Origin of the sequence: Streptomyces sp. NRRL F-5650, assembly GCF_000721365.1 — a bacterium.
Lineage (GTDB): Bacteria > Actinomycetota > Actinomycetes > Streptomycetales > Streptomycetaceae > Streptomyces > Streptomyces ardesiacus.
Genome location: NZ_JOGV01000011.1, coordinates 116,052 through 141,237, shown reverse-complemented (window position 1 = coordinate 141,237; position 25,186 = coordinate 116,052). Strand labels below are relative to the sequence as shown.

The following is a 25,186-nucleotide window of genomic DNA, read 5'->3' as shown; positions in this document are numbered from 1 at the left end:
CAACGGCGCACAGCGGCGCCGCCCTACTCCACGCCCACGAGCAGCAGGGCGCCCTGTCTGCCGCCCCGGTAGACCACGGTGTCGACGGCGAGGTAGGCATCCCGGACGCGGGCCTCCAGGTGGTCGGCGACGGCCTGCGGGGCCTCGTCGCCGAGGACGAGGGTGACCAGCTCGCCGCCGGCCGACAGCATGCGGTCCAGGACGGTCTCGGCGACCTCGCGGACGTCGGCGCCGATCACCGCCACGTCGCCGTCGATGAGCCCGAGGACGTCCCCGGCCTGGCAGATGCCGGCCGTGGTCCAGGACTGGCGTTCGGCGACGGTGACCTCCGCGTGGCGGGTGGCGCCGGCCGCCGAGGTCATCGCCACCACGTCCTCGTCGAAGCGCCGCTCGGGCTCGTGCACGGCGAGCGCGGCGATGCCCTGGACCGCGGAACGGGTCGGGATGAGGGCGACGCGGATGCCTTCGGTGCGGGCCTGCTCGGCCGCCGCGGCGGCGGTGTGGCGCAGCTCGGCGTCGTTGGGCAGCAGCACCACCTCGCGCGCGTGCGCCCGCCGGACGGCCTGGACCAGCTCTCCGCTGGCGGGCGGCTCCCCCGGGCGCGCGAGCAGGGTGGTCGCGCCCGCCCCGGTGTACAGCTCCGCCAGCCCCTCCCCCGGCACGACGGCCACCACGGCGCGCTGGGTCCGCTCCCGGGGCGGGCGCTCCGCCTTGGTGGTGTGGGCGTCACCGTGCCCGAAGTGGGTGATGCGGATGCGGTACGGCCGTCCTGCCTCGACGCCCGCCTCCACGGCGGCGCCCGCGTCGTCGACGTGCACGTGGACGTTCCACAGCCCGTCGCCGCCGACCACGACGAGGGAGTCCCCGAGGGCGTCGAGCCGCTGCCGCAGCCGGGCCACGGCCGGGTCGTCGGCCTCCAGGAGGTAGATCACCTCGAAGGCGGGTCCGTCCTCCTCCTGGGTGGCGCACTCCTCGGCCGTGGTCGCGTCCGCGACCCCCTCTCCGCCGTGCTCCACGCGTGCGTGCGGCAGGGCGACCGGTCCCGGCGACCGGCCCGTGAACGTCTCCACCAGAGCGGCGAGGACCGTCACCAGGCCGTGCCCGCCCGCGTCGACCACTCCGGCGCGCTCCAGGGCGGGCAGTTGGCCCGGGGTGGCGACGAGCGCCGCGCGGGCGCCCTCGTACGCCGCGCGGGCCACCTCGGCGCAGTCGCCCTCCGCACCGTCGGCCGCGTCAGCGGCTGCCGAGGCGACGGTCAGGACGGTGCCCTCGACGGGGTGGGCCACGGCCTGCCGGGCGGAGGTGGCGGCGTGCCGCAGGGCCAGCCGCAGGCCGGCGCCCTCGGTGTGGGCGGAATCACCCCGGGCCGTGAGCACCTGGGCCATGCCGCGCAGCAGCTGGGCGAGGATCGTGCCGGAGTTGCCCCGCGCGCCGATCAGCGCGCCGTGCGCCATGGCTCCCACGGCGTCGGCCAGCGAAGGCCCGCCGTCCGCGCCCCGGGCCCCGTCGTCCACCTCGTACGCCGCGAAGACGGCCTCCACCGCGGCGACGGCGGACTCGACGGTCAGGTAGAGGTTCGTGCCGGTGTCCCCGTCGGCGACGGGGTAGACGTTGATCGCGTCGATCTCCTCGCGCGCCCGCCCCAGGGCGCGCAGCGACAGACCGCACCAGGTACGCACCGCCAGAGCGTCGAAGAACCTCTGCGGCACCTGCGCCACCTGCGCCTCCCTGGAGTGCGGACGTGGCTGGCAGCGTAGACCTTGGGGCACCGCCCGGCGGAAGAGGGCCGGGACGGGGCCCTGAGCCGCCGTGGTAGTTTCGTTGTGCGGGAGCAGCCGTTGTATGCTGCTCCGGTTGCCCGATCCCGGTCGGGCTCTCCCCCTGGCACCGCCACTCAGATCCCGGCCCGTTCGCGAGTCCGAGAGCTTGATCCCGGCATGCCGGGATCAACCGTAAGTGCATCTGAAGTCTTTGGAGTGACCCGTGGCTGCCAACTGCGACGTCTGCGGCAAGGGGCCGGGCTTCGGCAACAACATCTCGCACTCGCACCGCCGTACGCCCCGTCGCTGGAACCCGAACATCCAGCGCGTGCGTACCGTGGTGGGCGGGACGCCGAAGCGCGTGAACGCTTGCACCTCGTGCATCAAGGCCGGCAAGGTCTCGCGCTGACGCATCAGCTGAGCGCGCGGCCACTGCCTGGTCCGCTGTAGGGAGCCGGTCCACCTCGTGTGGGCCGGCTTTTTGCCGTGCCCGCCGCCACACCACCCCGCGTCGGCCCGGGCTGCCCGTCCGGCTCACCCGGCTCACCCGGCTCACCCCGCTCGTCGGCCGGGACGCCGTACAGGCCCGCACCGCCGCCCCGCGACCGACGCACGCCCGGAGACACCTCGCTCCGCGGGCGAGGCCCGCTTCCCCGAGCCGGCGCCCCTCGCCGAGGGCGGACAGATCCCGCCCGCCGTGCTCACCGCGCCGGCGTCACTTCCGCCGGAGCCTGCCCCTGCCCAGGCATCCGTGGGTCCGGCCGGAACCGCAGGTACCGGCTGCTCGGCCACCGTCCGGCGGCCGGGTTCGTCAAGCGGCTGCCGGAGGGGGCGGCTGTGGCTCAGCGAGTGTCCCGTCCGAGCGCCCAGCCGTGGTCGACGGGGCCGATGCCGTCACCCAGCGGGAAGCCCGCCGCGATCGCCCCGGTGACGTACTCCTTGGCCGCCGTCACCGCCTCCGGCACCGACCGGCCCTTGGCCAGGCCGCAGGCCACGGCCGAGGCGAGGGTGCAGCCCGTGCCGTGCGTGTGGCGGTTGTCGAGGCGGGGGGCGCGCAGCCAGTGCTCCTCGGTGCCGTCGGTGAGCAGGTCGACGGCGTCGCCGGCCAGGTGGCCGCCCTTGATCAGCACCCAGTGCGGCCCGTAGGCGAGGACGGCGTCCGCGGCCCGGCGCAGATCGGACTCGGACTCGACGCGCACGCCGGTGAGTTGGGCGACCTCGTCGAGGTTGGGCGTGGCGACGGTGGCGACCGGGAGGAGCCTGGTGCGCACCGAGTCCAGGGCGGACGCGGCGAGCAGCGCGTCCCCGTGCTTGGAGACGCCGACCGGGTCCACGACGGCGGGCGCGTCGGTGCCGGCCAGCAACTCGGCGACGGTCTCGACCAGTTCGGCCGAGGAGAGCATCCCGGTCTTGACCGCCTGGACGCCGATGTCGTCCACGACGCTGCGGAACTGCTCCCGCACCGCGTCCACGGGCAGTTCCCAGGCACCCTGCACGCCGCGGGAGTTCTGTGCGGTGACGGCGGTGAGGACGCTCATGCCGTGGGTGCCGAGGGCGAGCATGGTCTTCAGGTCGGCCTGGATACCGGCGCCGCCGCCGGAGTCGGAGCCCGCCACGGTGAGGACCAGGGGCGGCCTCACGGCTCCACGTCCCCGCCGAAGTGGTCCCAGCCGCCCTTGCTGGTCCACGGCGCCCCGTCCACGGTGACCTGGGGCAGCGCGGAGGGGTTGAGGACCTCGCCGATGACCTTCCAGCGGGCGGGCAGTTTCACGTCCGGCGGGAAGGTCGCCACGATCGCGTGGTCCTCGCCCCCGGTGAGCACCCACTGCATGGGATCGACGCCGACGGCCTGCCCGATGTCGTTCATCTGGGTCGGGATGTCGATCTGCCCGGAGCGGACGTCGATGCGGACCTTGCTGGCCTCCGCGATGTGCCCGAGGTCGGCGACGAGGCCGTCGCTCACGTCGCACATGGCGGTCGCGCCGAGGCCCGCGGCGGCCGGACCCGCGTGGTAGGGCGGCTCGGGGCGGCGGTGGGCCTCGACGAAGGCGCGCGGCGAGCGGAAGCCGCGCGAGAGGACGGCGAACCCGGCGGCGGACCAGCCCAGCCAGCCGGTCACCGCGACGAGGTCGCCGGGCTGGGCGCCGGCCCGGGTGACGGGCTCCTGGTTGCGCAGGTCGCCGAGGGCGGTGATGGAGACGGTGATGGTGTCGCCGCGCACCACGTCGCCCCCGACCACGGAGGCGCCCGCGACCTGGCACTCGTCGCGCAGCCCGTCCATCAGCTCGGACGGCCAGGTCACCGGCAGTTCGGCGGGCACGACCAGGCCGAGCAGCAGCGCGGTCGGCACGGCTCCCATGGCGGCGATGTCGGCCAGGTTCTGCGCCGCCGCCTTGCGGCCCACGTCGTACGCGGTGGACCAGTCCCGGCGGAAGTGCCGCCCCTCGACGAGGATGTCGGTGCTGGCGACCACCCTGCGGTCGGGCGCGGCCACCACCGCGGCGTCGTCGCCGGGTCCGACCCGGACCGCGGGGGTGGTGGTGAGACGGGAGGTGAGCTCCCTGATGAGCCCGAACTCCCCCAGCTCACCAACAGTGCCCTTCATCGCCTTGGCTCCCCTTCCGTCCCGGTCCCTGTCCGTGCCCGCGTCCGTGCCCGGTCGCGCGTCGTGCCCGTCCTCGTTACGGTCGACATGACCGTCGCCGCGGTCGGCGTGATCGTCAACTCGTGTCCCTCCGGCACCCCGACGCGCAGGCCCTCGGCCCGCGGGTCTCCCCGCGGAGAGCGGCTACGCGATACCGTGGCGTTCCTTTTCCCCACATGATCCTCGTGGCCGCTCTGGAGGTTCCGTGGTACAGGCGTACATCCTGATCCAGACGGAGGTCGGCAAGGCGTCGGCCGTCGCCGAGACGATCAGCAGTCTCCCTGGCGTGATCCAGGCCGAGGACGTGACAGGACCCTACGACGTCATCGTCCGCGCGCAGTCCGACACCGTCGACGAACTGGGTCGCATGGTGGTCGCGAGGGTCCAGCAAGTGGACGGCATCACCCGCACCCTGACCTGTCCGGTCGTCCATCTCTAGCACCCTCTCCACCCGCCCTGAAAACCCGCTGATCATACTGCGAGAAGGCGACCCCCAGGGGATCGCCTTCTCCATGGCGGACGGGCGGGTGCGGCGGGCCGGGAGGCGTCAGCGCAGTCCCGTGGACCGCCGCAGCGCCGCCTGGACCAGCCGGTCCACCAGCTCCGGGTAGCTCACGCCACTGGCCTGCCACATCTGCGGGTACATGGAGATCGGCGTGAAGCCCGGCATGGTGTTGATCTCGTTGATGACGAACTCTCCTTCCTCGGTGAGGAAGAAGTCCGCGCGCACCAGCCCCTCGCAGGAGGCCGCGTCGAAGGCCGCCACCGCCAGCCGCTGGACGTCGGCGGTCTCCTCGGCCGTGAGCGGCGCCGGCACGATGCCGGGGGTGGAGTCGATGTACTTGGCCTCGAAGTCGTAGTACGCGTGCTCCGAGGGCGGCGGGATCTCGGCCGGGACGGAGGCCCGGGGGCCGTCCTCGAACTCCAGCACCCCGCACTCGATCTCCCGGCCCCGCAGCGCCGCCTCGACCAGGATCTTCGGGTCGTGGCGCCGGGCCTCCTCGATCGCCTCGTCGAGGCCGGAGAGGCCGTCGACCTTGGTGATGCCGATCGAGGAACCCGCGCGCGCGGGCTTCACGAACAGCGGCCAGCCGTGCTCCCCGGCGAAGTCCACGATCTTCCTGCGGGCGCCGGAACGGTCCTGCTCCCACTCCCGGGGCCGGACCACCACGTACGGGCCGACCTTGAGCCCGTAGGAGGCGAAGACCGCCTTCATGTACTCCTTGTCCTGGCCGACGGCCGAGGCGAGCACGCCCGCGCCGACGTAGGGCACACCGGACAGCTCCAGCAGGCCCTGGAGGGTGCCGTCCTCGCCGTAGGGACCGTGCAGCACCGGGAAGACGACGTCGACCTCGCCGAGCGCCTTGGGCACCGAGCCGGGTTCGCTGTAGACGACCTCGCGGCTGGCGGGGTCGACGGGCAGCAGCACGCCGCCCTCGGTCGACTCGGCCAGTTCCTCGACGTCGGGCGTACGGCGTTCGGAGATCGCCATGCGTTCCGGTTCGTCGGCGGTGAGGGCCCAGCGGCCGTCCCGGGTGATGCCGATCGGCAGGACGTCGTAGCGCGTCCGGTCGATGGCCGCGAGGACGGCGCCGGCCGTGACCACGGAGATCCCGTGTTCGGAGCTGCGCCCGCCGAACACGACGGCCACACGCGGCTTGCGCGGCGGCCGCTGAGGGCTCGTCTCAGGGCTCTGGGGGAGGTTCTCGGTGCTCATATCGCGTCGAGAGTACCCGCCCGGTGTGCCGTGAGACAGCGTCGGCGGGGCCGCGTGGCGCCCGGTTTCCGCCGGGCGCCGGACGGCGTCGCTCAGCGTCGTTCCGGCTTCGCGCTGCGCGACATCAGTTCCTTCACCGCGACCACCGGCGACTTGCCCTCGTGCACGATGGCGACGACCGTCTCGGTGATCGGCATGTCGACGCCGTGCCTGCGGGCCAGGTCCAGCACGGACTCGCAGGACTTGACGCCCTCGGCGGTCTGCCTGGTGACCGCGATGGTCTCCTCCAGGGTCATGCCCTTGCCGAGGTTGGTGCCGAAGGTGTGGTTGCGCGACAGCGGCGAGGAGCAGGTCGCCACCAGGTCGCCGAGCCCGGCGAGTCCGGCGAAGGTCAGCGGGTCGGCGCCGAGCGCGACCCCGAGGCGGGTGGTCTCGGCGAGGCCGCGGGTGATGAGCGAGCCCTTGGCGTTGTCGCCCAGGCCCATGCCGTCCGCGATGCCGACCGCGAGGCCGATCACGTTCTTCACGGCGCCGCCCAGTTCGCAGCCGACGACGTCGGTGTTGGTGTAGGGGCGGAAGTACGGTGTGTGGCAGGCGGTCTGGAGGCGCTGGGCGACGGACTCGTCGGGGCAGGCGACCACGGCGGCCGCGGGCATGCGCGAGGCGATCTCACGGGCCAGGTTGGGGCCGGTGACCACGGCGATGCGCTCGGGGCCGACCTTGGCGACGTCCCCGATCACCTCGCTCATCCGCATCGCGGAGCCGAGTTCGACGCCCTTCATGAGCGAGACCAGGACGGTGCCGGGCGCCAGCAGCGGCGTCCAGTCGGCGAGTCCCGCGCGCAGCGTCTGGGAGGGGACGGCGAGGACGGTGAAGTCGGCGTCCCGCGCGGCCTCGGCGGCGTCGGTGGTGGCCCGCAGGTTCTCGGGGAGTTCCACGCCGGGCAGGTAGTCCGGGTTGGTGCGGGTGGAGTTGACGGCGTCGGCGAGTGCGGCGCGGCGCCCCCACAGGGTGACGTCGCAGCCCGCGTCGGCGAGGACCGTGCCGAAGGCGGTGCCCCAGGATCCGGTGCCGAAGACGGCCGCCTTGACCGGCTTGCTCACGTGCTCTGCCCTTCTGCCTGCGTTCCGTGCGTCCGTGGCGGCGCCGACTGCGCCCGCGCCTGGGCCTGCGTGCGGCGCCGCTGTTCGATCCGCTCGCGGCGCGGGTCGTAGGGGGTTTCGGGTGCCTTCTCGCCGCGGATCTCCTCGAGCTGGCGGGTGACGGCGGCCATGATGACCTCGGTGGCCTCCTTCAGCACCTCCGCGGTCATCTCCCGGCCGTAGAACCGCGACAGGTCCACCGGCGGGCCGGCGAGTACCTGGTGGGTCTTGCGCGGCAGGAGGTTCGGCTTCTTGGCGTACGGCGGCAGCAGTTCGTTGCAGCCCCACTGGGCGACCGGGATCACCGGGCACTTGGTCTGCAGGGCGACGCGCGCGGCACCGGTCTTGCCGGTCATCGGCCAGCCGTCCGGGTCGCGGGTGAGGGTGCCCTCGGGGTAGAACGCGACGCACTCACCGCGCTCCACGGCGTCGATCGCGGCGCGGAAGGCGCTCAGCGCGTCCGTGCTCTCGCGGTAGACGGGGATCTGCCCGGTCCCCCGCATCGCGGCGCCGACGAAGCCCTTCTTGAAAAGGCCGCTCTTCGCCAGGAATCGCGGGACGCGTCCGGTGTTGTACTGGTAGTGCGCGTACGCGAAGGGGTCGACGTGCGAATTGTGGTTCACGGCGGTGATAAATCCACCCTCGGCCGGAATGTTCTCCATTCCCCGCCAGTCCCGCTTGATCAGAACCACCAGCGGCGGTTTGCAGATCACCGCGGCCAAGCGGTACCAGAAGCCGATTCTGCGGCGGGGCACGCTGACACCTTTCCTCCTGGGCCTGGGGCCGGACAAGTGTCGCCCCGGGCCGTCCGTCTGTCGAGAACACCGTACGCCCCGAAGAGTGAACCGCCAGGTCTCGCAGGTGACAATGACGGCGACGAGAGAAGGACGGAACCCCCGTGCAGTGGACCTTGGTCGTACCCGTGAAGCCCCTCGCCCGGGCCAAGAGCAGGCTGGCGGACACCGCGGACGACGGGGTGCGGCCGGGGCTGGCGCTGGCGTTCGCGCAGGACACCGTGGCAGCCGCGCTGGCCTGCCCGACGGTGGCGGATGTGGCAGTCGTCACGGACGACGCGGACGCCGCACGGCAGCTCGCGGCGCTCGGCGCGGGCATCGTCCCCGAGGAGGCCGGCGGCGGCCTGAACGCCGCGCTGACGCACGGAGCGGCCGTGGTAAGGGCGAGCCGTCCGCAAAGCCCGGTGGCCGCGCTCAATGCCGATCTCCCCGCGCTCCGGCCGGCGGAATTGACCCGGGTACTGGCCGCGGCCGGGCAATTCCCGCGCGCTTTTCTCCCGGACGCGGCCGGAATCGGCACCACCTTGCTGGCCGTGGCCCCGGGGCTGCCTCTGGCCCCCGCCTTCGGTACCGATTCACGGGCCCGCCATCGTCGGTCCGGCGCGGTGGAACTGCGCCTCGACGCGGTGGATTCCGTACGCCAGGACGTCGACACCGGCGCTGATCTGCGCTCCGCGCTGGCGCTGGGCGTGGGCCCCCGTACGGCCGCGGTGGCGGCGCGGCTGCTGATCGCCGGGCAGTAGGCTGCGCGCATGCAGGCGACCGCGTACACGTACGACCCCGTGAGCCGCAGCGGGCAGGTGCTGCTCGACGACGGCACGGCGGTGCCCTTCGACGCGGCGGCGTTCGACGCGGGGGGCCTCAGGCTGCTGCGGCCCGGGCAGCGGGTGCGCATCGAGGTCGAGGGCGAGGACGGAGCCGAGGCGGCGGGCGGAACCGAGGGGACGGAGCGCCGGATCACGCTGGTGACGCTGCAGACGTTCTGATCCGCGGGGCGCTCCCGGCGGCGGCCCCGGACACGCCGCGGGCCGGACTCCGAGAGGGAGTCCGGCCCGGCGCGTGAGTGCCCTGTGCCCGTTCGCCTGCTGGTGCTGCTCGTATCTGCCTGCTGCCTACTTCTTGCGGGCGGTGGCCTTCTTGGCGGTGGTCTTGCGGGCCGTCGACTTCTTGGCCGGGGCCTTCTTGGCGGTCGCCTTCTTGGCCGGGGCCTTCTTGGCGGCGGTCTTCTTCGCGGCCGCCGTGGTGCTCTTGGCGGCGGACTTCTTGGCGGTGGTCTTCTTCGCCGTCGTCTTCGCGGCGCCGGTGGTCTTCTTCGCGGTGGTCTTCTTCGCGGTGGTCTTCTTCGCCGCCGCAGACGTCTTCTTGGCCGCGCCCGTGGTCTTCTTCGCCGCGCCCGTGGCCTTCTTGGCGGCGGCCTTCTTGCCCGCGGCCTTGGAGATGGTGGGCGGCGGGCCGGACAGGCTGCCCTTGGGGGCCTTCTTGACCGCGATGTCGTTCTTCGGAAGCTTCTTCGAGCCGCTCACCAGGTCCTTGAAGCCCTGGCCCGCGCGGAAGCGCGGCACGGAGGTCTTCTTGACCCGAACCCGCTCACCCGTCTGCGGGTTGCGGGCGTAACGGGCGGGGCGGTCGACCTTCTCGAAAGAACCGAAGCCGGTGACCGAGACCCGGTCGCCCGCGACGACGGCACGGACGAGGGCGTCCAGGACCGCGTCGACAGCGTCGGCGGCCTGCTGCCGGCCGCCCAGCTTGTCGGCAATCGCTTCTACGAGCTGCGCCTTGTTCACGTCTTCCCCTTCGGAGACATCGCCAGAACGAATGTGTTCAAGCTTTTTCGCACGTTAGGCAGATATATACCGCAAATCAAACACGAAACGGGCTAATCACCCTTGTGCCGCAACGGACTCGGGCGGTCCGGCCGGTTCAGCCGTCCTCTTCGGGGATTCGGCCCGCGTCGAGGTCGGCGACGAACCGATCCAGGCGCCCTGCCGCACCGGCGAGATCGTGTTTGGCCGCGGCCGTAATGACCAGCAGCTTCCGGGTCAGCGCCATCCGTACGCCCTCCGGGACTTGCAGTGCGCGCACTCTTGTGTGCGCTTCCTTGAGCCGGACCGCGACCGCCGTATAGAGCTCGAGTTGGCCGTCGTGTTCCATGCACAGATTGTGCCATCTGGGGCGAGTTGTCGCCTGCGCAGGGGGCAACTGCCGCCCCGGACGGCCCTTTCGGCGCATCCTGAAACCGGTCCTCGCGAGCTTGAGTACCCCATCAACCACGGCTCTAACGTGGGAAGTTGCGCGTCCCGCTGGTCACGGGCGGACTCACCCGGATCCGAAAACGGCCGTACCCCCGATCGGGCTGATCGGGGGTACGGCGCGGAGGTTGGGTGGCCGAAACTCGACCTTGCCGGGCCTCGGGGAGTCCCCTGGGCCCGGCCGGATCAGACCTGGAGGGTCTGCGGCTTGAACGAGGGGCGACCGGCCTCGTACGCGGCGATCTCGTCCTCGTTGCGGAGGGTGATCGAGATGTCGTCCAGCCCGTTCAGCAGCCGCCAGCGGGAGTTCTCGTCCAGCTCGAAGGAGGCGGTGACGCCCTCGGCGCGGACCTCGCGGGCCTCCAGGTCGACCGTGATCTCGGCCTGGGGGTCCTGCTCCACCAGCTCCCACAGCGCGTCCACGGTTTTCTGGTCGAGGACCACCGTGAGCAGGCCGTTCTTCAGAGAGTTGCCGCGGAAGATGTCGGCGAAGCGGGAGGAGATCACGGTCTTGAAGCCGTAGTTCTGCAGTGCCCAGACGGCGTGCTCGCGGGAGGAGCCGGTGCCGAAGTCGGGACCCGCGACCAGCACCGTGGCGCCCTCGCGCTCGGGCCGGTTGAGCACGAACTCCGGGTCCTTGCGCCAGGCCTCGAACAGCCCGTCCTCGAACCCGTCCCGCGTCACCTTCTTGAGCCAGTGGGCGGGGATGATCTGGTCGGTGTCGACGTTGCTGCGGCGCAGCGGGACGGCCCGGCCGGTGTGCTTGGTGAACGCTTCCATGACTCTCAGACTCCAGCGGGCGTGGGGACGTCGGCGGCGGACAGGTCGGCCGGGGAGGCGAGGTGGCCCAGGACCGCCGTCGCGGCCGCGACCTGCGGCGACACCAGGTGGGTGCGGCCGCCCTTGCCCTGGCGCCCCTCGAAGTTGCGGTTGGAGGTGGACGCGGAGCGCTCACCGGGGGCGAGCTGGTCCGGGTTCATGCCCAGGCACATCGAGCAGCCCGCGTGCCGCCATTCGGCGCCGGCCTCCTTGAAGACCACGTCCAGGCCCTCGGAGACGGCCTGCAGACCGACCCGCGCGGAGCCCGGCACGACCAGCATGCGTACGCCGTCGGCGACTTTGCGGTCCCGGACGATCTCGGCGGCGGCGCGCAGGTCCTCGATGCGGCCGTTGGTGCAGGAGCCCACGAAGACGGTGTCCACCCGGATGGAGCGCAGCGGCTGGCCCGCCTCCAAGCCCATGTACTCCAGGGCCTTTTCGGCGGCGAGGCGCTCCGAGGCGTCCTCGTACGAGGCCGGGTCGGGGACGGCGGCGGAAAGCGGCGCGCCCTGGCCGGGGTTGGTGCCCCAGGTGACGAACGGGGCCAGCTCGGCGGCCTCGATGACCACCTCGGCGTCGAACTGGGCGTCGTCGTCCGTGCGCAGCGTCTTCCAGTAGGCGACCGCCGCGTCCCAGTCGGCGCCCCGGGGCGCGTGCGGGCGGCCCTGGAGGTAGGCGAAGGTGGTCTCGTCGGGGGCGATCATGCCCGCGCGGGCGCCGGCCTCGATCGACATGTTGCAGATGGTCATACGGGCCTCCATCGAGAGCTTCTCGATGGCCTCGCCGCGGTACTCCAGGATGTAGCCCTGGCCGCCGCCGGTGCCGATCCGCGCGATGATCGCCAGGATCAGGTCCTTGGCCGTGACACCGTCGGGCAGTTCGCCGTTGACGGTGATCGCCATGGTCTTGGGGCGGGTCATGGGCAGCGTCTGGGTGGCCAGCACGTGCTCGACCTGGGAGGTGCCGATGCCGAACGCCAGCGCGCCGAAGGCGCCGTGCGTGGAGGTGTGCGAGTCGCCGCAGACCACGGTGGTGCCGGGCTGGGTCAGGCCGAGCTGGGGACCGACCACGTGCACCACGCCCTGCTCGACGTCGCCCAGCGGGTGCAGCCGGACGCCGAACTCCGCGCAGTTCTTGCGCAGCGTCTCCAGCTGGGCCCGGGAGACCGGGTCCGCGATGGGCTTGTCGATGTCGAGCGTCGGGGTGTTGTGGTCCTCGGTGGCGATGGTCAGGTCGAGCCGCCGCACCGGGCGGCCGCTCTTGCGGAGGCCGTCGAAGGCCTGTGGGCTGGTCACCTCGTGCAGCAGGTGCAGATCGATGAAGAGGAGGTCGGGCTCGCCCTCGGCGCGCCGGACGACGTGGTCGTCCCAGACCTTCTCCGCGAGTGTCCTACCCATCGCTTTCCCTTCGGTCGGCGGCGAAGCGCCGACCCAACTAGTGATCTTGGGGAAGCGGTGCCCGCACCCCTGTGTTTCCGGGCAGCCGCCACCAGGCCCTCTCGTCACGGGCCGTTGTGACTTCGTGCCTTCCAGAGTGGCGGGTTCCACGGAAAATTGAACTTGCGTTTCACAGAGTGAGACGGGAGTATCGTTGCATGGACAACAGTAGCGGCGTCGGCGTTCTGGACAAGGCGGCCCTCGTCCTGAGCGCTCTGGAGTCCGGCCCGGCCACCCTCGCGGGGTTGGTCGGTGCGACCGGACTGGCACGACCCACGGCCCACCGCCTGGCCGTGGCGCTGGAACACCACCGCATGGTGGCGCGCGACATGCAGGGCCGTTTCATTCTCGGCCCGCGCCTGGCCGAGCTGGCGGCGGCGGCCGGCGAGGACCGCCTGCTCGCGACGGCCGGCCCGGTCCTCACCCACCTGCGCGACGTCACCGGCGAGAGCGCCCAGCTCTACCGCCGCCAGGGCGACATGCGCATCTGCGTGGCCGCGGCCGAGCGCCTGTCCGGCCTCAGGGACACGGTCCCGGTCGGCTCCACGCTCACCATGAAGGCCGGCTCCTCGGCGCAGATCCTGATGGCCTGGGAGGAGCCCGAGCGCCTCCACCGCGGCCTCCAGGGCGCCCGGTTCACGGCGACGGCGCTGTCCGGCGTGCGGCGCCGCGGCTGGGCCCAGTCCATCGGCGAGCGCGAGCCCGGAGTCGCGTCGGTGTCCGCGCCGGTGCGCGGCCCGTCCAACCGCGTGGTGGCCGCCGTGTCCGTCTCCGGCCCCATCGAGCGCCTCACCCGCCACCCCGGCCGCATGCACGCGCAGGCCATCATCGACGCCGCCGGCCGCCTCTCCGAGGCGCTGCGCCGCAACGGCTGACCGCCCAGGACACCTCCGACCGGTCACGGGCCCGCCTCAACGCCGCGGCGGGCCCCGCGCCGTTCTGGGTCAGTCCCCGTCCGGGACCTCTCCCCGGGGGAGCACACGCTTGCGCGCCCGCTCCCCCGCCCCGCTCCGCGACCGGTACGCGAAGCGGTCCCGGGCGCGCCTGCCCCGTCGTTCGAGCGGCACCTGTCCGTGCGCCGCCGCGAGCCCGAACGCGGGCATGTCGGCGTAGATCGACTCGTACGACCCCTCGGGCACGACGTACGCCTCGTGCCACAGACCCACGTGCCCGCGCACCTTGCCCTGGCGCTCCTTGCCGTTGACGACCGCCCACACCCGGTGGTGGACGGTGCCGGGCGAGTCGGCGTACGCGTAGAGCTTCTCCTTGGACTCCCAGTACTGGACGACGTAGTACGTCCGCGGCGAGGCCGTCAGCAGGACGTGGTTCAGGAGTCCGCGCTCCGGGTCCTTCGCCAGCTCGCGGAGCATGCGCGGCATGGCGAGGATGACCGGCAGCCAGTGGTGCACGGCCCAGAAGTGGTTGATCCGCATGCCGATGAGCAGGACGGTCACGTCCCCCTCGGCGGCGGCGGTGGTGCGGGTCGCGGTCGCGGCCTTGCCCGGCATGACGCCTCCCCGTGTTGGTGAGCGGCACTCTCCAAGTAGTGCCCCTCCGATAGTGTTCGATGTCCGAGGAAGGGCGCAAGGGATGCGACTGGCCGACCTGAGCAAGCGCAGCGGGGTCTCCACCGCGACGATCAAGTACTACCTGCGGGAAGGCCTGTTGCCGCCCGGCCGGCAGATCAACGCGACCACCGCCGAGTACGACGAGGGCCACCTGCGCCGGCTGCGGCTGGTGCGGGCGCTGATCCAGGTCGGCAAGGTACCGGTGGCCACGGCCCGGGAGGTGCTGGGCCACGTCGACGACGAGTCCCTGGGCCGCACCGTCCGGCTGGGGGCGGCCCTGTGGGCGCTGCCGCAGGACGCCGAGCCGGACGAGGCCGATCCGGCGGTGGCCGCCGCGCGCACCGAGGTGGACCGGCTGCTGGAGCTGCTGGGCTGGGGGACGGCCCGGGAGATGGCCCCGCTCTCCCCCGTGCACCGCTCCCTGGTGGTGGCGGTGGCCGCGCTGCGCCGGCTCGACTACCCGTGGGACGCCGAACTGATGGCGCCGTACGGAGCGTTGATGATGGAGGTGGCCCGGCGGGAGCTGGACTTCATGGAGACCCACGCCTCCGAGGCGGAGCAGGTCGAGATGGCGGTCGCCTCCGCGGTGCTCTTCCAGCCGGTGCTGCGGGCCCTGCACCGGCTGGCGCAGGAGGAGGAGTCGGCGCGGCGGTACGGCATCGAGTAGGCGCCGGACGAACGCCGAAGGGGGCTTCCGCTTGAGCGGAAGCCCCCTTCGGACTTCGAGTACCCCCGACCGGATTCGAACCGGCGCTACCGCCTTGAGAGGGCGGCGTGCTAGGCCGCTACACAACGGGGGCGTGGATCTTGCGGGCGTCGAATGCTCTTCCGCCGCAGATCCGAGCTGGTCTACCAGGACTCGAACCTAGACTAACTGAACCAGAATCAGTCGTGCTGCCAATTACACCATAGACCAATGTGGTTTAGACCAGTTCGTACCCCCGACCGGATTCGAACCGGCGCTACCGCCTTGAGAGGGCGGCGTGCTAGGCCGCTACACAACGGGGGCCCTAGCGATCCTGCATCGAAGACAGCGGGAGCGACCCGAACTGTCCTCGCGGGAAGGATCTGTACCCCCGACCGGATTCGAACCGGCGCTACCGCCTTGAGAGGGCGGCGTGCTAGGCCGCTACACAACGGGGGCTTTGCGGATGTGCTCCGCGGTGCAGATAAGCTCTGCGAGCTGGCCTACCTGGACTCGAACCAAGACTAACTGAACCAGAATCAGTCGTGCTGCCAATTACACCATAGGCCACTGGAACGCAAGCCCCGGAGGGGATCTTGTTCTAGCGTTGCGCTTCCGGTTCCCGGCCCTACGGCCCGCTCTCCGGCGGCGCAGGAAGAACATTACCCGAAGGTGGACGGGGCTCCAAAACGGGTATCGGCGCCGAGGAGCGCGGGAAGTTCGGAGAGCGAGGCGATACGGCGGCCGCCGGAGGGCGGGTCGACGGCCGCGCGGGCGCCGCCCCGGTCGATCCACACGGAGAGCAGCCCGGCGTCGGCCGCGCCGCGTCCGTCGATCTCCGGGTGGTCGCCGACGTAGGCGACCTCGGCCGGGGCGAGACCGAGGGCGTCGCAGGCCGCGAGGAAGGCCCCGGCGTCCGGCTTGGACACGCCCAGCTCGGCGGCGCACAGCACGGCCTCGAAGCGGTCGTGCACGCCGAGGACGCGCAGCTTGCGGTCCTGGACGGTGAGGCTGGAGTTGGAGAGCACGGCGTGCCGGTGGCTGCCGGCGAGGGCGTCCAGGACGGGCAGCACGTCCGGGAAGAGGGACCAGGCGGCCTCGTAGTGGGTGACGTACCGCTGGAACCAGTCGTCGGCCTCGGCGTCCGTCAGCCCGGGCCGGTCCAGGAAGACCCGGGTGCGGTCGCGCCGCTGCGTGACGAAGTCCACCTCGCCCGCGGCGAAGCGGGCCCACTGCCGGTCGGTGATCTCCCGCCAGCGCACGAGCGCCTGCTCGGCCGAGCCGTACCCGGCCAGCAGCCCCTCGGCGACCAGGTGGGCACGCATGCCCTCGCGGTCGGCGGTGGTGTAGTCGAAGAGCGTGTCGTCGACGTCCCAGACCACGGCTTGGATCGGCATGGGGCCAGCCTAGGGCGTGTGGGCGGCGGGCGCCGTGGAGTCGGCGGAGGCGGCGCCTACTGCACGGCCAGCCCCTCGATCTCGACCAGCATCCGCGGGTCGGACAGGGCGCGGACCTCGGCCAGGAGGCTCGCGGGGCGGCAGTCGGCGGCGGCCAGTTCGTCCAGGACGGCGTCGTAGTGGGCCGTGACGGCCTGGATGTCGACGGTGAGGATCCGGATCTGGACGAGGTCGCTCAGGGCGAACCCGGCCTTGGCCAGCGTCTCGGCCAGACGCCGGAAGGTCAGGCGGAGCTGGCCGGGGACGTCGCCCACGGCGGCGATGCCGCCCTCGCCGTCGCGGGCCTCGTGGCCGGCGACCACGAGCCAGCGCCGGGGGTGCTCCACGAGAACGGCCCGGTTGTAGGCCAGGCGGTCCCCGAAGAAGCGTGGGTCGATGTCCTCGCGGCGCATGCCGTCAGTGTGCGGGCGCCTCGGCGACGGCGCCGGTCGGAAGGGCCGGGCGGGGTACGAGAAAGGGCGGCGTCCGTGCGGACGCCGCCCTTCACGGGTGCTGCCGGTTACGCCGCGAGGCGGGCCAGGGCCGCGTCGATGCGCGCCAGTGCCTTCTCCTTGCCCAGGACCTCCAGGGACTCGAAGAGGGGCAGGCCGACCGTGCGGCCGGTGACGGCGACGCGGACGGGGGCCTGGGCCTTGCCGAGCTTGAGGCCGTGGGCCTCGCCGGCGGCCAGGACGGCCTCCTTGAGGGACTCCGGGGACGTCCAGTCGGCGGCGTCCAGCTTCTCGCGGGCCGTGCTCAGGAGCGCGTCCGAGCCCTCCTTCATCGCCTTCGTCCAGCTCGCCTCGTCGAAGACGGGCTCCGGCAGGAACAGGAAGTCGACGTTGTCGGTGATCTCGGAGAGGACCTTCAGACGCGTCTGCGCGTGCGGCGCGATCGCCTGCCACTTGGCCTCGTCGAAGTCCTCCGGCGCCCAGGGCGCGGCGGGGGCCTTCAGCCAGGGGCGGCAGCGCTCGGCGAAGTCCTTGATCTCCAGGAGGCGGATGTGGTCGGCGTTGATCGCCTCGCACTTCTTGAGGTCGAAGCGCGCCGGGTTGGGCTGGACGTCGGTGACGTCGAAGGCGGCGACCATCTCCTCGACCGTGAAGATGTCCTGGTCGGCGGAGAGCGACCAGCCGAGCAGGGAGAGGTAGTTGAGCAGGCCCTCGGGGAGGAAGCCGCGCTCGCGGTAGAGGTTGAGGCTGGACTGCGGGTCGCGCTTGGAGAGCTTCTTGTTGCCCTCGCCCATGACGTACGGCAGGTGGCCGAAGGCGGGGATCTCCTTGGCGACGCCCAGCTCGATCAGCGCCTTGTACAGGGCGATCTGGCGCGGGGTGGAGGAGAGCAGGTCCTCGCCGCGCAGGACGTGGGTGATCTCCATCAGGGCGTCGTCGACCGGATTGACGAGCGTGTACAGCGGCGCTCCGTTGGCGCGGACGATGCCGTAGTCCGGGACGTTCTCCGGGAGGTACGTGATCTCGCCGCGGACCAGGTCCGTGAAGGTGATCGCCTCGTCGGGCATCCGGAAGCGGACGATGGGCTCACGGCCCTGCGCCCGGTACTCCTCGACCTGCGCGTCGCTCAGGTCGCGGCAGTGGCCGTCGTAGCCGGAGGGCTTCCCGGCGGCGCGGGCGGCCTCGCGACGGGCGTCCAGCTCCTCCTGGGAGCAGTAGCAGCGGTAGGCGTGGCCGGCGTCCAGGAGCTTGTGCGCGACGTCCCGGTAGATCTCCATGCGCTGCGACTGGCGGTACGGCGCGTGCGGGCCGCCGACCTCGGGGCCCTCGTCCCAGTCGAAGCCCAGCCAGCGCATCGAGTCCAGGAGCTGCTGGTACGACTCCTCGGAGTCGCGGGCCGCGTCGGTGTCCTCGATGCGGAAGACCAGCGTGCCCTGGTGGTGGCGCGCGAAGGCCCAGTTGAACAGGGCGGTGCGGACCAGGCCCACGTGGGGGTTGCCGGTGGGGGACGGACAGAAACGGACGCGTACGGGGGAGTCGGATGCGCTAGCCACGCTTGACAACCTTGTTGGTGAGAGTGCCGATGCCTTCGATGGTGACGGCGACCTCGTCGCCGACGTTGAGGGGGCCGACGCCGGCCGGGGTGCCCGTGAGGATCACGTCACCGGGGAGCAGCGTCATCGCCTCGGAGATGTTGACGATCAGATCCTCGATGGAGTGGATCATCTCGCTGGTGCGGCCGAGCTGGCGCTGGCCGCCGTTGACCGTCAGCTGGATGGTCAGGTCGCTCGGGTCCAGGTCGGTCTCCACCCAGGGGCCGAGCGGGCAGGAGGAGTCGAAGCCCTTGGCCCTGGCCCACTGCTTCTCGCGGCGCTGCACGTCGCGGGCGGTGATGTCGTTGGCGCAGGTGTAACCGAAGATCACGTCCTTGACGCGCTCGCGCGGGACTTCGCGGCACATGCGGCCGATGACGACGGCCAGTTCGGCCTCGTGGTGCAGTTCCTCGCTGAAGGAGGGGTACTGGACGGGGTCACCGGGGCCGATCACGGAGGTGGACGGCTTGAAGAAGGCGAACGGGGCGTCGGGCACCTCGTTGCCGAGTTCACGGGCGTGCTCGGCGTAGTTGCGGCCGAAGGCCACGACCTTGTTGGGGAGTACCGGCGGCAGCAGCCGCACCTTGCTCAGGGGCACCCTGGTGCCGGAGAGCTCGTGGTCCGCGAACGGGATGCCCTTGATGATGTCGAGGACGAGCTGGTCCGGCTGGTCGCCCTCGACCGCGCCGAAGGCGACGTTCCCGTCGATGGAGAACCTGGCGATGCGCACGGGTTGCTTGGCCCCTTGACTGAGCTGGCTGGAGTCTGACGCTCCAGGCTATCGCGGTGGGCCCGCACCGCCGGGCAGCCCCTCGGGGGCCGTCGGCGCCGCCGGACGTGCTCGGTGGCGCGCCGTGCTACTCCGCGGAGGCGGTGGCCGGCAGCTCCATGAGGATGGTGCGGCGGGGGTTGGCGGTCTGCGCGGGGAGCTCGACGGCGTGCTCCGGCTGCTCCGGCGCCCGCAGGTCGTCGGCGTCCTTGAGGTGCGCCAGCGTCGTGCGTCGCGGGTTGGCGGTCTTGTGGAACATCATCGTCGTCTTCACGGTTGTACGAGGCCCTGTCGTTTCCGGGCGCCCCGAAGGCGCGGAAAGCCTCTGCGGGGGCGCGGGTTGTCGGTTTTGCCTTCTCTGTAAAGCGTCAGGCTAAACACGCGATTCCCCGGCGGCCGCCGGCGAGTCCACGAACAGGGTGTGAGTTTCCTCACTTATCAAGGGTCAAACCGGTCAATTGAGACACCGATGCCACTCCGACGAAACCGACATTGCACGCCTGAAGCCATCATTCCGCTGCTGATCATGGCGACTGGGACACCGCCCCCACCTCGGCGACTCGCGCACATACGTCCGGTTTGCGGGTGATCATCTTCTACGACAGGTGACTCGCCCCTCACGTGCTGTCACGTATCTCACGGCCTGCCCCGTGGGCCTTGTTGGAGATCCTGCACTGTGCTGGAATTCCACGGACCGCCGCAGGATCGACCCGGCGCACAGGGGGCGCACACCAGCGCCGAGCGGCGGCGAGAAGGGGGAACCAGCGCCGGTCACTCACGACCACCACGGGGGCGTATTCAGGGCGCCCCCATGACGCCGACACCGTGCCCGGCCGTTCACGCGGACGGGCGCCTGGTCCAGAGGTTGCGACGCTAGTGCAGGGACGTTTCAAGAGGGATGGCAGCGCTTCGGCGGAGCCGGAGCCGCAGGGCGGGACTGGCCCCAAGGCCGTCAGCTCCTCGCCCCAGCACGCCCAGAACCCGGGCCAGACCCAGCCCGGGGACGGCGGGGAGCGCGTCGGCCAGGCGGCGGACCCCTCCGCACCCGGCCAGCAGCCGTCCGCCAAGCCGGCCACGGGCTCGACCGGCCCGGGCCCGCGAATAGCCCTGCGCAACTGGCGGATCTCCACGCGCCTGGTGTCGCTGCTCGCGCTCCCGGTGGTCGCGGCGACCTCGCTCGGCGCGCTGCGCATCAACCAGTCGATCGACGACATCCAGCAGCTCGAGAACATGAAGCTGCTGACCGAGATGACCAAGCAGGCCACCGAGCTGGCGCACGCGCTCCAGGAGGAGCGCGACCAGTCCGCCGGCCCCCTGGCCCACGGCTCGAAGTCCAGCGCCATCGCCGTCAAGGGCGACCGCGAGCAGACCGACCGGGCCCTGAAGAACTTCCTCGACAAGTCGGAGCAGATCGACGCGGCGAGCAAGGACGGCCAGCTCGTCGGTGTCCGGGACAGCCTCGTCGGCATCGCCAGCGACCTGAACGACCTGACCAAGATCCGCAGCACGGCGTACACGGCCAAGGACAACTCGACCCAGACCGTCGAGTCCTACCACCGTCTGATCACCCACCTGCTCGACCTCTCGCAGGACATGGCGGAGGCGACCAGCAACTCCGACATGATCCAGCGCACCCGCGCCCTGTCGGCCTTCTCCTCGGCCAAGGAGTACGCGTCCATCCAGCGCGCCGTCCTCGCCGCGGCGCTGCCCGCGAACAACAAGGACAAGGGCGACCTCACCGAGAACGACCGGCTGTACGCCCAGTCCGCGCTCCAGGGCCAGACCTCCGAGATCCGCAGCTTCAGCAGCATCTACGGCGACGGTGCCGAAGACCTGCTCAAGCCGATCACCGAGGGCAACCCGGTCATCGAGGCCTCCGACCAGTACGCGGGCCGCGCGCTCAGCAAGACCCACGGCCTGGAGAGCCTGAAGTCCCGGTCCTACCAGGACTGGCTGGACGACAGCTCCACCAAGATCCAGCAGATGAAGAACATCGAGCTGAAGCTGCTGGAGGACATGGAGCAGCAGGCCCGCGAGCTGCGCAACGAGTCCGAGCAAGAGGCGATCATCTCCGGTGTCGTCATCCTGCTCGTGCTCGGCGTCTCCCTGGTCGGCGCGTTCGTCGTGGCCCGGTCCATGATCCGCTCGCTGCGCCGCCTGGAGGACACCGCGACCAAGGTCGCCCAGGACCGCCTGCCCGAGCTGGTCAAGCAGCTCTCCGAGACCGACCCGCAGGACGTCGACACCTCGGTGGAGTCGGTCGGTGTGCACTCCCGGGACGAGATCGGCCGAGTGGCCGCCGCCTTCGACGACGTGCACCGCGAGGCGGTCCGCCTCGCCGCCGAGCAGGCCCTGCTGCGGGGCAACGTCAACGCGATGTTCACCAACCTCTCGCGCCGCTCCCAGGGCCTCATCCAGCGCCAGCTCTCGCTCATCTCCGAACTGGAGTCCCGCGAGGCCGACCCGGACCAGCTCTCCTCGCTCTTCAAGCTCGACCACCTCGCCACCCGCATGCGCCGCAACGGCGAGAACCTCCTCGTCCTCGCCGGTGAGGAGCCGGGCCGGCGCTGGACGCGCCCGGTGCCGCTGGTCGACGTGCTCCGTGCCGCCGCCTCCGAGGTGGAGCAGTACGAGCGCATCGAGCTGGCGTCCGTGCCGAGCACCGAGGTCGCCGGCCGCGTGGTCAACGACCTCGTGCACCTGCTCGCCGAGCTGCTGGAGAACGCGACCTCGTTCTCCTCGCCGCAGACCAAGGTCAAGGTCACCGGTCACGCACTGCCCGACGGCCGGGTACTGATCGAGATCCACGACACCGGCATCGGCCTCTCCCCCGAGGACCTCGCCGCGATCAACGAGCGGCTCGCCTCGCCGCCCACCGTGGACGTCTCCGTCTCCCGCCGCATGGGTCTGTTCGTGGTCGGCCGCCTCTCGCAGCGTCACGGCATCCGCATCCAGCTCCGCCCGTCCGACTCCGGCGGCACGACCGCGCTGGTCATGCTGCCCGTCGACGTCGCCCAGGGCGGCCGCAAGCCGCAGCCCAAGCCCGGTCAGCCCGGCGGGGGCACCGGCGGTCCGGCCGCCGCGCAGGCGGCCGCCGGTGTCGCCGCGGCCCGCCGCGGCGGCCAGGGCGGCGGTGCCTTCGGCGGCGGTGCGCCGGGCGGCCGGCTCGGTGCCGGTCAGGGACCGCGGGCCGCGCTGCCCGGGCGGGACGCGGGCGGTCGCCCGGGTGGGCCGGGCGGCCCGCGCGGGCCGCAGGCCCCGGCTGGTCCGGGACCGCAGAACCGTCCGGCCCCGGCCGGAGCGGGCGCGGGCGCCGGTCAGGCGCCCGGTGCCCCGCAGGGTCTGCAGGCCGCGGGCATGAACGCGCCGCAGGGCAACGCGCCCGGGAACAACGCCCCGCAGGCGCAGGGCCAGGACATGTTCGGCGGCACCCGTGCTCCCGCCGCTCCCCCGCAGCGCGACAAGCGCGGGGCGAACGGCGACGCCGAGCAGGGCCGTCGTCCCCAACTGCCGCCGCGCGGCGGCCCGCGGGCCGAGCTGCCCGGCGGCAACCCGCAGCCCCGTGTGCCGAGTTGGAGCGACGAGAACGCGCAGCCGCCCGTGCCTCGCGCCTCGCTGGACGCCCCCCGCGGCCACGACGAGCCGGACGGCTCCCGCCCCGACCTGACCCCGCGCCTCGACGAGCGGCAGGGCCCGGGCGCGACCGCGGAGATGCCGGCGGTGCCCCGGTTCGGCGAGCCCCAGTCCCCCGCCGCCACGGCCGAGTTCGCCCGCCCCGACTTCGATGCCCCGGCGCCGCGGCGCGACGAGCCGCAGGACACCGGCGAGTTCGCCCGCCCCGGCCAGAACCAGTACGACGGCCGGAACCAGTACGAGGGCCAGAACCAGTACCCGGACCAGTACGGGCAGGGGCAGTTCGGCCAGGACCGGTTCGGGCAGGACCAGGACCGGTTCGGCCAGGACCAGGACCGGTTCGGGCAGGACCAGCAGCGCCAGGACCAGTTCGACGCGGGCCGCTCCGGCCAGGAGGCCCCGCGCAACGACCGGTTCGCACGGCCCGAGCCGGCCGCCGGACAGCAGGGCGGCGGTCCCTTCGTCCGCTCGGACGTCTTCGGCGGCCGCCCCGCACCGGCGTCCCCGGACGGCGCGGCCGCCCCGGCGGACCCGTTCGCCGGCGCCCAGGGCTACGACAGCGGCTCGACCGGGCAGCACGACCTGCCGTCCCGTCAGAACCCGGCGGACACCGGCCAGTTCGAGCGTCCCCAGGCGGGCGGCACGCAGGGCGGCAACGACTTCGGCGCCCCGCGTCCCCCGGCCCCGCAGCAGCGGCCCGGCGACAACTGGGCCCTGCCCCCGGCCTCCGGCCCCGGTGACGGGCGTACGCCGCTGTACGACACGCTGGAGACCAACTGGTTCCACGGCGACCGCGAGGCGAGGGCCCAGCAGGAGACCCCGGCCGCGGCACCGGCGGAGCCGCAGGCCGCCCAGCCCCAGACCCCGGCGGCCCCGCAGCGGCCGGCCACCTCGGCCTGGCGCAGCTCGCCGAACGACGACCTCGTCCGGCAGGCGGAGCGCGTCAGGCAGCCGGCCGCCGGCGGAGTCACCACCTCCGGCCTCCCGCGCCGGGTCCCCCGGGCCAACCTCGTCCCGGGAACGGCTCAGCAGCAGTCGCACCAGAACGGTCCGCAGGTCTCGCGTGCGCCCGACGACGTGCGCGGCCGGCTGACCAATCTCCGTCGGGGAATCGCACAGGGCCGTCAGGCCGGTACCAACCAGACCGGCAGCTACCCGCGGCCCACTCACCAGCAGGAGCGTTAGTTGAGCCCGATGAGCCAGGCGGCACAGAACCTCAACTGGTTGATCACGAATTTCGTGGACAACACCCCAGGGGTGTCCCACACCGTCGTCGTGTCCGCCGACGGACTTCTCCTGGCGATGTCCGAGGGCTTCCCTCGCGACCGCGCCGACCAGCTCGCGGCCGTCGCCTCGGGACTGACCTCGCTGACCGCCGGGGCGTCCCGGATCTTCGAGGGCGGCAACGTGGCGCAGACGGTCGTGGAGATGGAGCGGGGGTTCCTCTTCCTCATGTCCGTCTCGGACGGCTCGTCCCTGGCCGTCCTCGCGCACCCGGAGTGCGACATCGGCCTCGTCGGCTACGAGATGGCGCTCCTGGTCGACCGCGCGGGCGCGGTCCTCACACCCGACCTGCGCGCCGAACTACAAGGCAGTCTGCTCCACTGATCGGCCCCGGCACCACCCGTGTTACCAAATCACCGTCCGGCCGCCACAATCCCCCCACCGGCCTCGTCAGACGGCACGACTGACCGACCTGCTGTCCCGCCCGGAGGATTCATGACCCCGCCCACCGCCTCTCATGATCCGTACGCGGAGCCGTACGAGGACGAGGGCGACCAGCCGCTGGTACGTCCCTACGCGATGACCGGTGGCCGGACCAGGCCGCGCTATCAGCTCGCCATCGAGGCGCTGATCAGTACGACGGCCGACCCGGCAGCGCTCATGGGGCTGCTTCCCGAGCACCAGCGGATCTGCCACTTGTGCCGCGAGGTGAAATCGGTGGCCGAGGTGTCGGCCCTCCTGGCGATGCCGCTCGGCGTGGCGCGGATCCTGGTCGCGGACCTCGCGGAGGCCGGGATGGTCGCGGTCCACCAGCCCGGCGGAGACGAGAACAACGGCGGTGCGCCGGACGTGACACTGCTCGAAAGGGTGCTCAGTGGACTTCGAAAGCTCTGACCATCACGCTCGACCAGGACCTGATCCTCTACCTGTTCGGCACACCGGGCCAGGACCGGTTCTGGTTCATGTGGGACGACCTGGTGCGCGGCGCCATCGGCGCGGTCGTGCTCTGCGACACCCGCCGGCTGGCCGACTGCTTCCCGGCGGTCGACTACTTCGAGAACAGCGGGCTGCCGTTCGTCGTCGCCCTCAACGGCTTCGACGGGCAGCAGCCGTACACGCCCGACGAGGTGCGCGAGGCGCTGCAGATCGGTCCCGACACCCCGATCATCACGACCGACGCCCGGCACCGCGCCGACGCCAAGTCGGCACTGATCACGCTGGTCGAGCACGCGCTGATGGCCCGCCTGCGGTAGCTCCGCGGGCGCC

General features: G+C 72.1%; 25 protein-coding genes, 5 tRNA genes and 1 pseudogene. 10 read left to right on the top strand and 21 right to left on the bottom strand.

The window, feature by feature from the left end; genetic code table 11:
• Nucleotides 1-23: 23 nt before the first annotated feature.
• Nucleotides 24-1,718, bottom strand: a complete 1,695-nt coding sequence (locus tag IG88_RS0113375) for a DAK2 domain-containing protein (protein WP_031039455.1) — start codon at nucleotides 1,716-1,718, stop codon at nucleotides 24-26.
• Between the two features lie 265 nt (nucleotides 1,719-1,983).
• On the opposite strand from IG88_RS0113375, the gene rpmB reads away from it, so the two are divergent.
• Nucleotides 1,984-2,169: a 50S ribosomal protein L28 gene (gene rpmB, locus IG88_RS38645; RefSeq protein ID WP_004924906.1), complete on the top strand. Its 186-nt coding sequence runs from the start codon at nucleotides 1,984-1,986 to the stop codon at nucleotides 2,167-2,169.
• A 433-nt stretch (nucleotides 2,170-2,602) separates the two neighbouring features.
• Here rpmB and thiD read toward each other — a convergent pair whose 3' ends face one another.
• Both thiD and IG88_RS0113360 read right to left on the bottom strand, forming a co-directional pair.
• Nucleotides 2,603-3,400, bottom strand: a complete 798-nt coding sequence (gene thiD / locus IG88_RS0113365) for a bifunctional hydroxymethylpyrimidine kinase/phosphomethylpyrimidine kinase (RefSeq protein ID WP_031039452.1) — start codon at nucleotides 3,398-3,400, stop codon at nucleotides 2,603-2,605.
• Nucleotides 3,397-4,365 (bottom strand): thiamine-phosphate kinase, encoded by a 969-nt coding sequence (locus IG88_RS0113360; protein ID WP_031039449.1) that lies wholly within the window; start codon nucleotides 4,363-4,365, stop codon nucleotides 3,397-3,399. Before IG88_RS0113360 ends, thiD begins: the two co-directional genes overlap by 4 nt.
• 244 nt (nucleotides 4,366-4,609) lie before the next feature.
• Between IG88_RS0113360 and IG88_RS0113355 the strand changes: the two genes are divergently transcribed.
• Nucleotides 4,610-4,843, top strand: coding sequence for an Lrp/AsnC family transcriptional regulator (locus IG88_RS0113355; protein ID WP_031039447.1), 234 nt, complete (start codon nucleotides 4,610-4,612; stop codon nucleotides 4,841-4,843).
• A gap of 108 nt (nucleotides 4,844-4,951) precedes the next feature.
• Here IG88_RS0113355 and IG88_RS0113350 read toward each other — a convergent pair whose 3' ends face one another.
• The 3 genes from IG88_RS0113350 to IG88_RS0113340 form a co-directional block, all read right to left on the bottom strand.
• The gene (locus IG88_RS0113350) at nucleotides 4,952-6,121 is read right to left on the bottom strand and encodes a D-alanine--D-alanine ligase family protein (protein ID WP_031039446.1); all 1,170 of its coding nucleotides are present in this window, start codon (nucleotides 6,119-6,121) and stop codon (nucleotides 4,952-4,954) included.
• Nucleotides 6,122-6,213: 92 nt separating this feature from the next.
• Nucleotides 6,214-7,224 carry an NAD(P)H-dependent glycerol-3-phosphate dehydrogenase gene (locus tag IG88_RS0113345; RefSeq protein ID WP_031039442.1) on the bottom strand — a complete coding sequence of 337 codons (1,011 nt, stop codon included), beginning with the start codon at nucleotides 7,222-7,224 and terminating at the stop codon, nucleotides 6,214-6,216.
• Nucleotides 7,221-8,018, bottom strand: coding sequence for a lysophospholipid acyltransferase family protein (locus tag IG88_RS0113340; RefSeq protein ID WP_031039441.1), 798 nt, complete (start codon nucleotides 8,016-8,018; stop codon nucleotides 7,221-7,223). The genes IG88_RS0113345 and IG88_RS0113340 overlap by 4 nt, the downstream gene beginning before the upstream one ends.
• 143 nt (nucleotides 8,019-8,161) lie before the next feature.
• On the opposite strand from IG88_RS0113340, the gene cofC reads away from it, so the two are divergent.
• Nucleotides 8,162-8,800, top strand: coding sequence for a 2-phospho-L-lactate guanylyltransferase (cofC, locus tag IG88_RS0113335; RefSeq protein WP_031039439.1), 639 nt, complete (start codon nucleotides 8,162-8,164; stop codon nucleotides 8,798-8,800).
• 9 nt (nucleotides 8,801-8,809) lie between these two features.
• Nucleotides 8,810-9,043 (top strand): hypothetical protein, encoded by a 234-nt coding sequence (locus IG88_RS0113330; RefSeq protein ID WP_031039436.1) that lies wholly within the window; start codon nucleotides 8,810-8,812, stop codon nucleotides 9,041-9,043.
• Between the two features lie 126 nt (nucleotides 9,044-9,169).
• On the opposite strand, the gene IG88_RS0113325 is transcribed toward IG88_RS0113330, so the two are convergent.
• From IG88_RS0113325 to leuC, 4 genes are all read right to left on the bottom strand, one after another.
• A complete protein-coding gene (locus IG88_RS0113325; RefSeq protein ID WP_031039433.1) occupies nucleotides 9,170-9,841 on the bottom strand; it encodes an HU family DNA-binding protein in 672 nt (223 codons plus the stop codon).
• A 136-nt stretch (nucleotides 9,842-9,977) separates the two neighbouring features.
• Nucleotides 9,978-10,208: a hypothetical protein gene (locus IG88_RS0113320; protein WP_031039430.1), complete on the bottom strand. Its 231-nt coding sequence runs from the start codon at nucleotides 10,206-10,208 to the stop codon at nucleotides 9,978-9,980.
• Between the two features lie 284 nt (nucleotides 10,209-10,492).
• Nucleotides 10,493-11,086 (bottom strand): 3-isopropylmalate dehydratase small subunit, encoded by a 594-nt coding sequence (gene leuD, locus IG88_RS0113315; protein WP_031039428.1) that lies wholly within the window; start codon nucleotides 11,084-11,086, stop codon nucleotides 10,493-10,495.
• A gap of 5 nt (nucleotides 11,087-11,091) precedes the next feature.
• On the bottom strand, nucleotides 11,092-12,522 hold the full coding sequence (gene leuC, locus IG88_RS0113310) for a 3-isopropylmalate dehydratase large subunit (protein WP_031039424.1): 1,431 nt from the start codon (nucleotides 12,520-12,522) through the stop codon (nucleotides 11,092-11,094).
• Between the two features lie 197 nt (nucleotides 12,523-12,719).
• Here leuC and ndgR point away from each other — a divergent pair, with 197 nt between their 5' ends.
• Complete coding sequence (ndgR, locus tag IG88_RS0113305) at nucleotides 12,720-13,436, top strand: IclR family transcriptional regulator NdgR (RefSeq protein WP_011030305.1); 717 nt, start codon at nucleotides 12,720-12,722, stop codon at nucleotides 13,434-13,436.
• Between the two features lie 69 nt (nucleotides 13,437-13,505).
• Here the strand turns inward: ndgR and IG88_RS0113300 are convergent, their stop codons facing one another.
• Nucleotides 13,506-14,069: a DUF4188 domain-containing protein gene (locus tag IG88_RS0113300; protein WP_031039416.1), complete on the bottom strand. Its 564-nt coding sequence runs from the start codon at nucleotides 14,067-14,069 to the stop codon at nucleotides 13,506-13,508.
• A gap of 82 nt (nucleotides 14,070-14,151) precedes the next feature.
• Between IG88_RS0113300 and IG88_RS0113295 the strand changes: the two genes are divergently transcribed.
• Nucleotides 14,152-14,796 carry a MerR family transcriptional regulator gene (locus IG88_RS0113295; protein ID WP_031039414.1) on the top strand — a complete coding sequence of 215 codons (645 nt, stop codon included), beginning with the start codon at nucleotides 14,152-14,154 and terminating at the stop codon, nucleotides 14,794-14,796.
• Between the two features lie 60 nt (nucleotides 14,797-14,856).
• Here the strand turns inward: IG88_RS0113295 and IG88_RS0113290 are convergent.
• From IG88_RS0113290 to IG88_RS0113240, 10 genes are all read right to left on the bottom strand, one after another.
• Nucleotides 14,857-14,929: transfer RNA gene (locus tag IG88_RS0113290), tRNA-Glu, on the bottom strand.
• Nucleotides 14,930-14,973: 44 nt separating this feature from the next.
• A tRNA-Gln gene (locus IG88_RS0113285) sits at nucleotides 14,974-15,045 on the bottom strand.
• Nucleotides 15,046-15,065: 20 nt separating this feature from the next.
• A tRNA-Glu gene (locus IG88_RS0113280) sits at nucleotides 15,066-15,138 on the bottom strand.
• Nucleotides 15,139-15,200: 62 nt separating this feature from the next.
• Nucleotides 15,201-15,273, bottom strand: a tRNA-Glu gene (locus IG88_RS0113270).
• Between the two features lie 39 nt (nucleotides 15,274-15,312).
• Nucleotides 15,313-15,384: transfer RNA gene (locus IG88_RS0113265), tRNA-Gln, on the bottom strand.
• A gap of 92 nt (nucleotides 15,385-15,476) precedes the next feature.
• The gene (locus tag IG88_RS0113260; RefSeq protein WP_031039412.1) at nucleotides 15,477-16,211 is read right to left on the bottom strand and encodes an HAD family hydrolase; all 735 of its coding nucleotides are present in this window, start codon (nucleotides 16,209-16,211) and stop codon (nucleotides 15,477-15,479) included.
• 56 nt (nucleotides 16,212-16,267) lie between these two features.
• The gene (locus IG88_RS0113255; RefSeq protein ID WP_031039410.1) at nucleotides 16,268-16,663 is read right to left on the bottom strand and encodes a RidA family protein; all 396 of its coding nucleotides are present in this window, start codon (nucleotides 16,661-16,663) and stop codon (nucleotides 16,268-16,270) included.
• A 107-nt stretch (nucleotides 16,664-16,770) separates the two neighbouring features.
• Complete coding sequence (gltX, locus tag IG88_RS0113250; protein ID WP_063760610.1) at nucleotides 16,771-18,255, bottom strand: glutamate--tRNA ligase; 1,485 nt, start codon at nucleotides 18,253-18,255, stop codon at nucleotides 16,771-16,773.
• Entirely contained in the window at nucleotides 18,248-19,024 is a 777-nt protein-coding gene (locus IG88_RS0113245) for a fumarylacetoacetate hydrolase family protein (protein ID WP_031039388.1), read from the bottom strand. The genes gltX and IG88_RS0113245 overlap by 8 nt, the downstream gene beginning before the upstream one ends.
• A gap of 127 nt (nucleotides 19,025-19,151) precedes the next feature.
• The gene (locus IG88_RS0113240) at nucleotides 19,152-19,337 is read right to left on the bottom strand and encodes a hypothetical protein (RefSeq protein WP_031039383.1); all 186 of its coding nucleotides are present in this window, start codon (nucleotides 19,335-19,337) and stop codon (nucleotides 19,152-19,154) included.
• A gap of 602 nt (nucleotides 19,338-19,939) precedes the next feature.
• On the opposite strand from IG88_RS0113240, the gene IG88_RS0113235 reads away from it, so the two are divergent.
• The 4 genes and pseudogenes from IG88_RS0113235 to IG88_RS0113220 form a co-directional block, all read left to right on the top strand.
• Nucleotides 19,940-23,881, top strand: a complete 3,942-nt coding sequence (locus IG88_RS0113235) for a nitrate- and nitrite sensing domain-containing protein (RefSeq protein WP_031039381.1) — start codon at nucleotides 19,940-19,942, stop codon at nucleotides 23,879-23,881.
• A gap of 9 nt (nucleotides 23,882-23,890) precedes the next feature.
• Nucleotides 23,891-24,304, top strand: coding sequence for a roadblock/LC7 domain-containing protein (locus IG88_RS0113230; RefSeq protein ID WP_003973453.1), 414 nt, complete (start codon nucleotides 23,891-23,893; stop codon nucleotides 24,302-24,304).
• 111 nt (nucleotides 24,305-24,415) lie between these two features.
• Nucleotides 24,416-24,814: a DUF742 domain-containing protein gene (locus tag IG88_RS0113225; RefSeq protein ID WP_007387727.1), complete on the top strand. Its 399-nt coding sequence runs from the start codon at nucleotides 24,416-24,418 to the stop codon at nucleotides 24,812-24,814.
• A gap of 2 nt (nucleotides 24,815-24,816) precedes the next feature.
• Nucleotides 24,817-25,173, top strand: a pseudogene (locus IG88_RS0113220) (GTP-binding protein); the annotation flags it as partial.
• Between the last annotated feature and the right edge of the window lie 13 nt (nucleotides 25,174-25,186).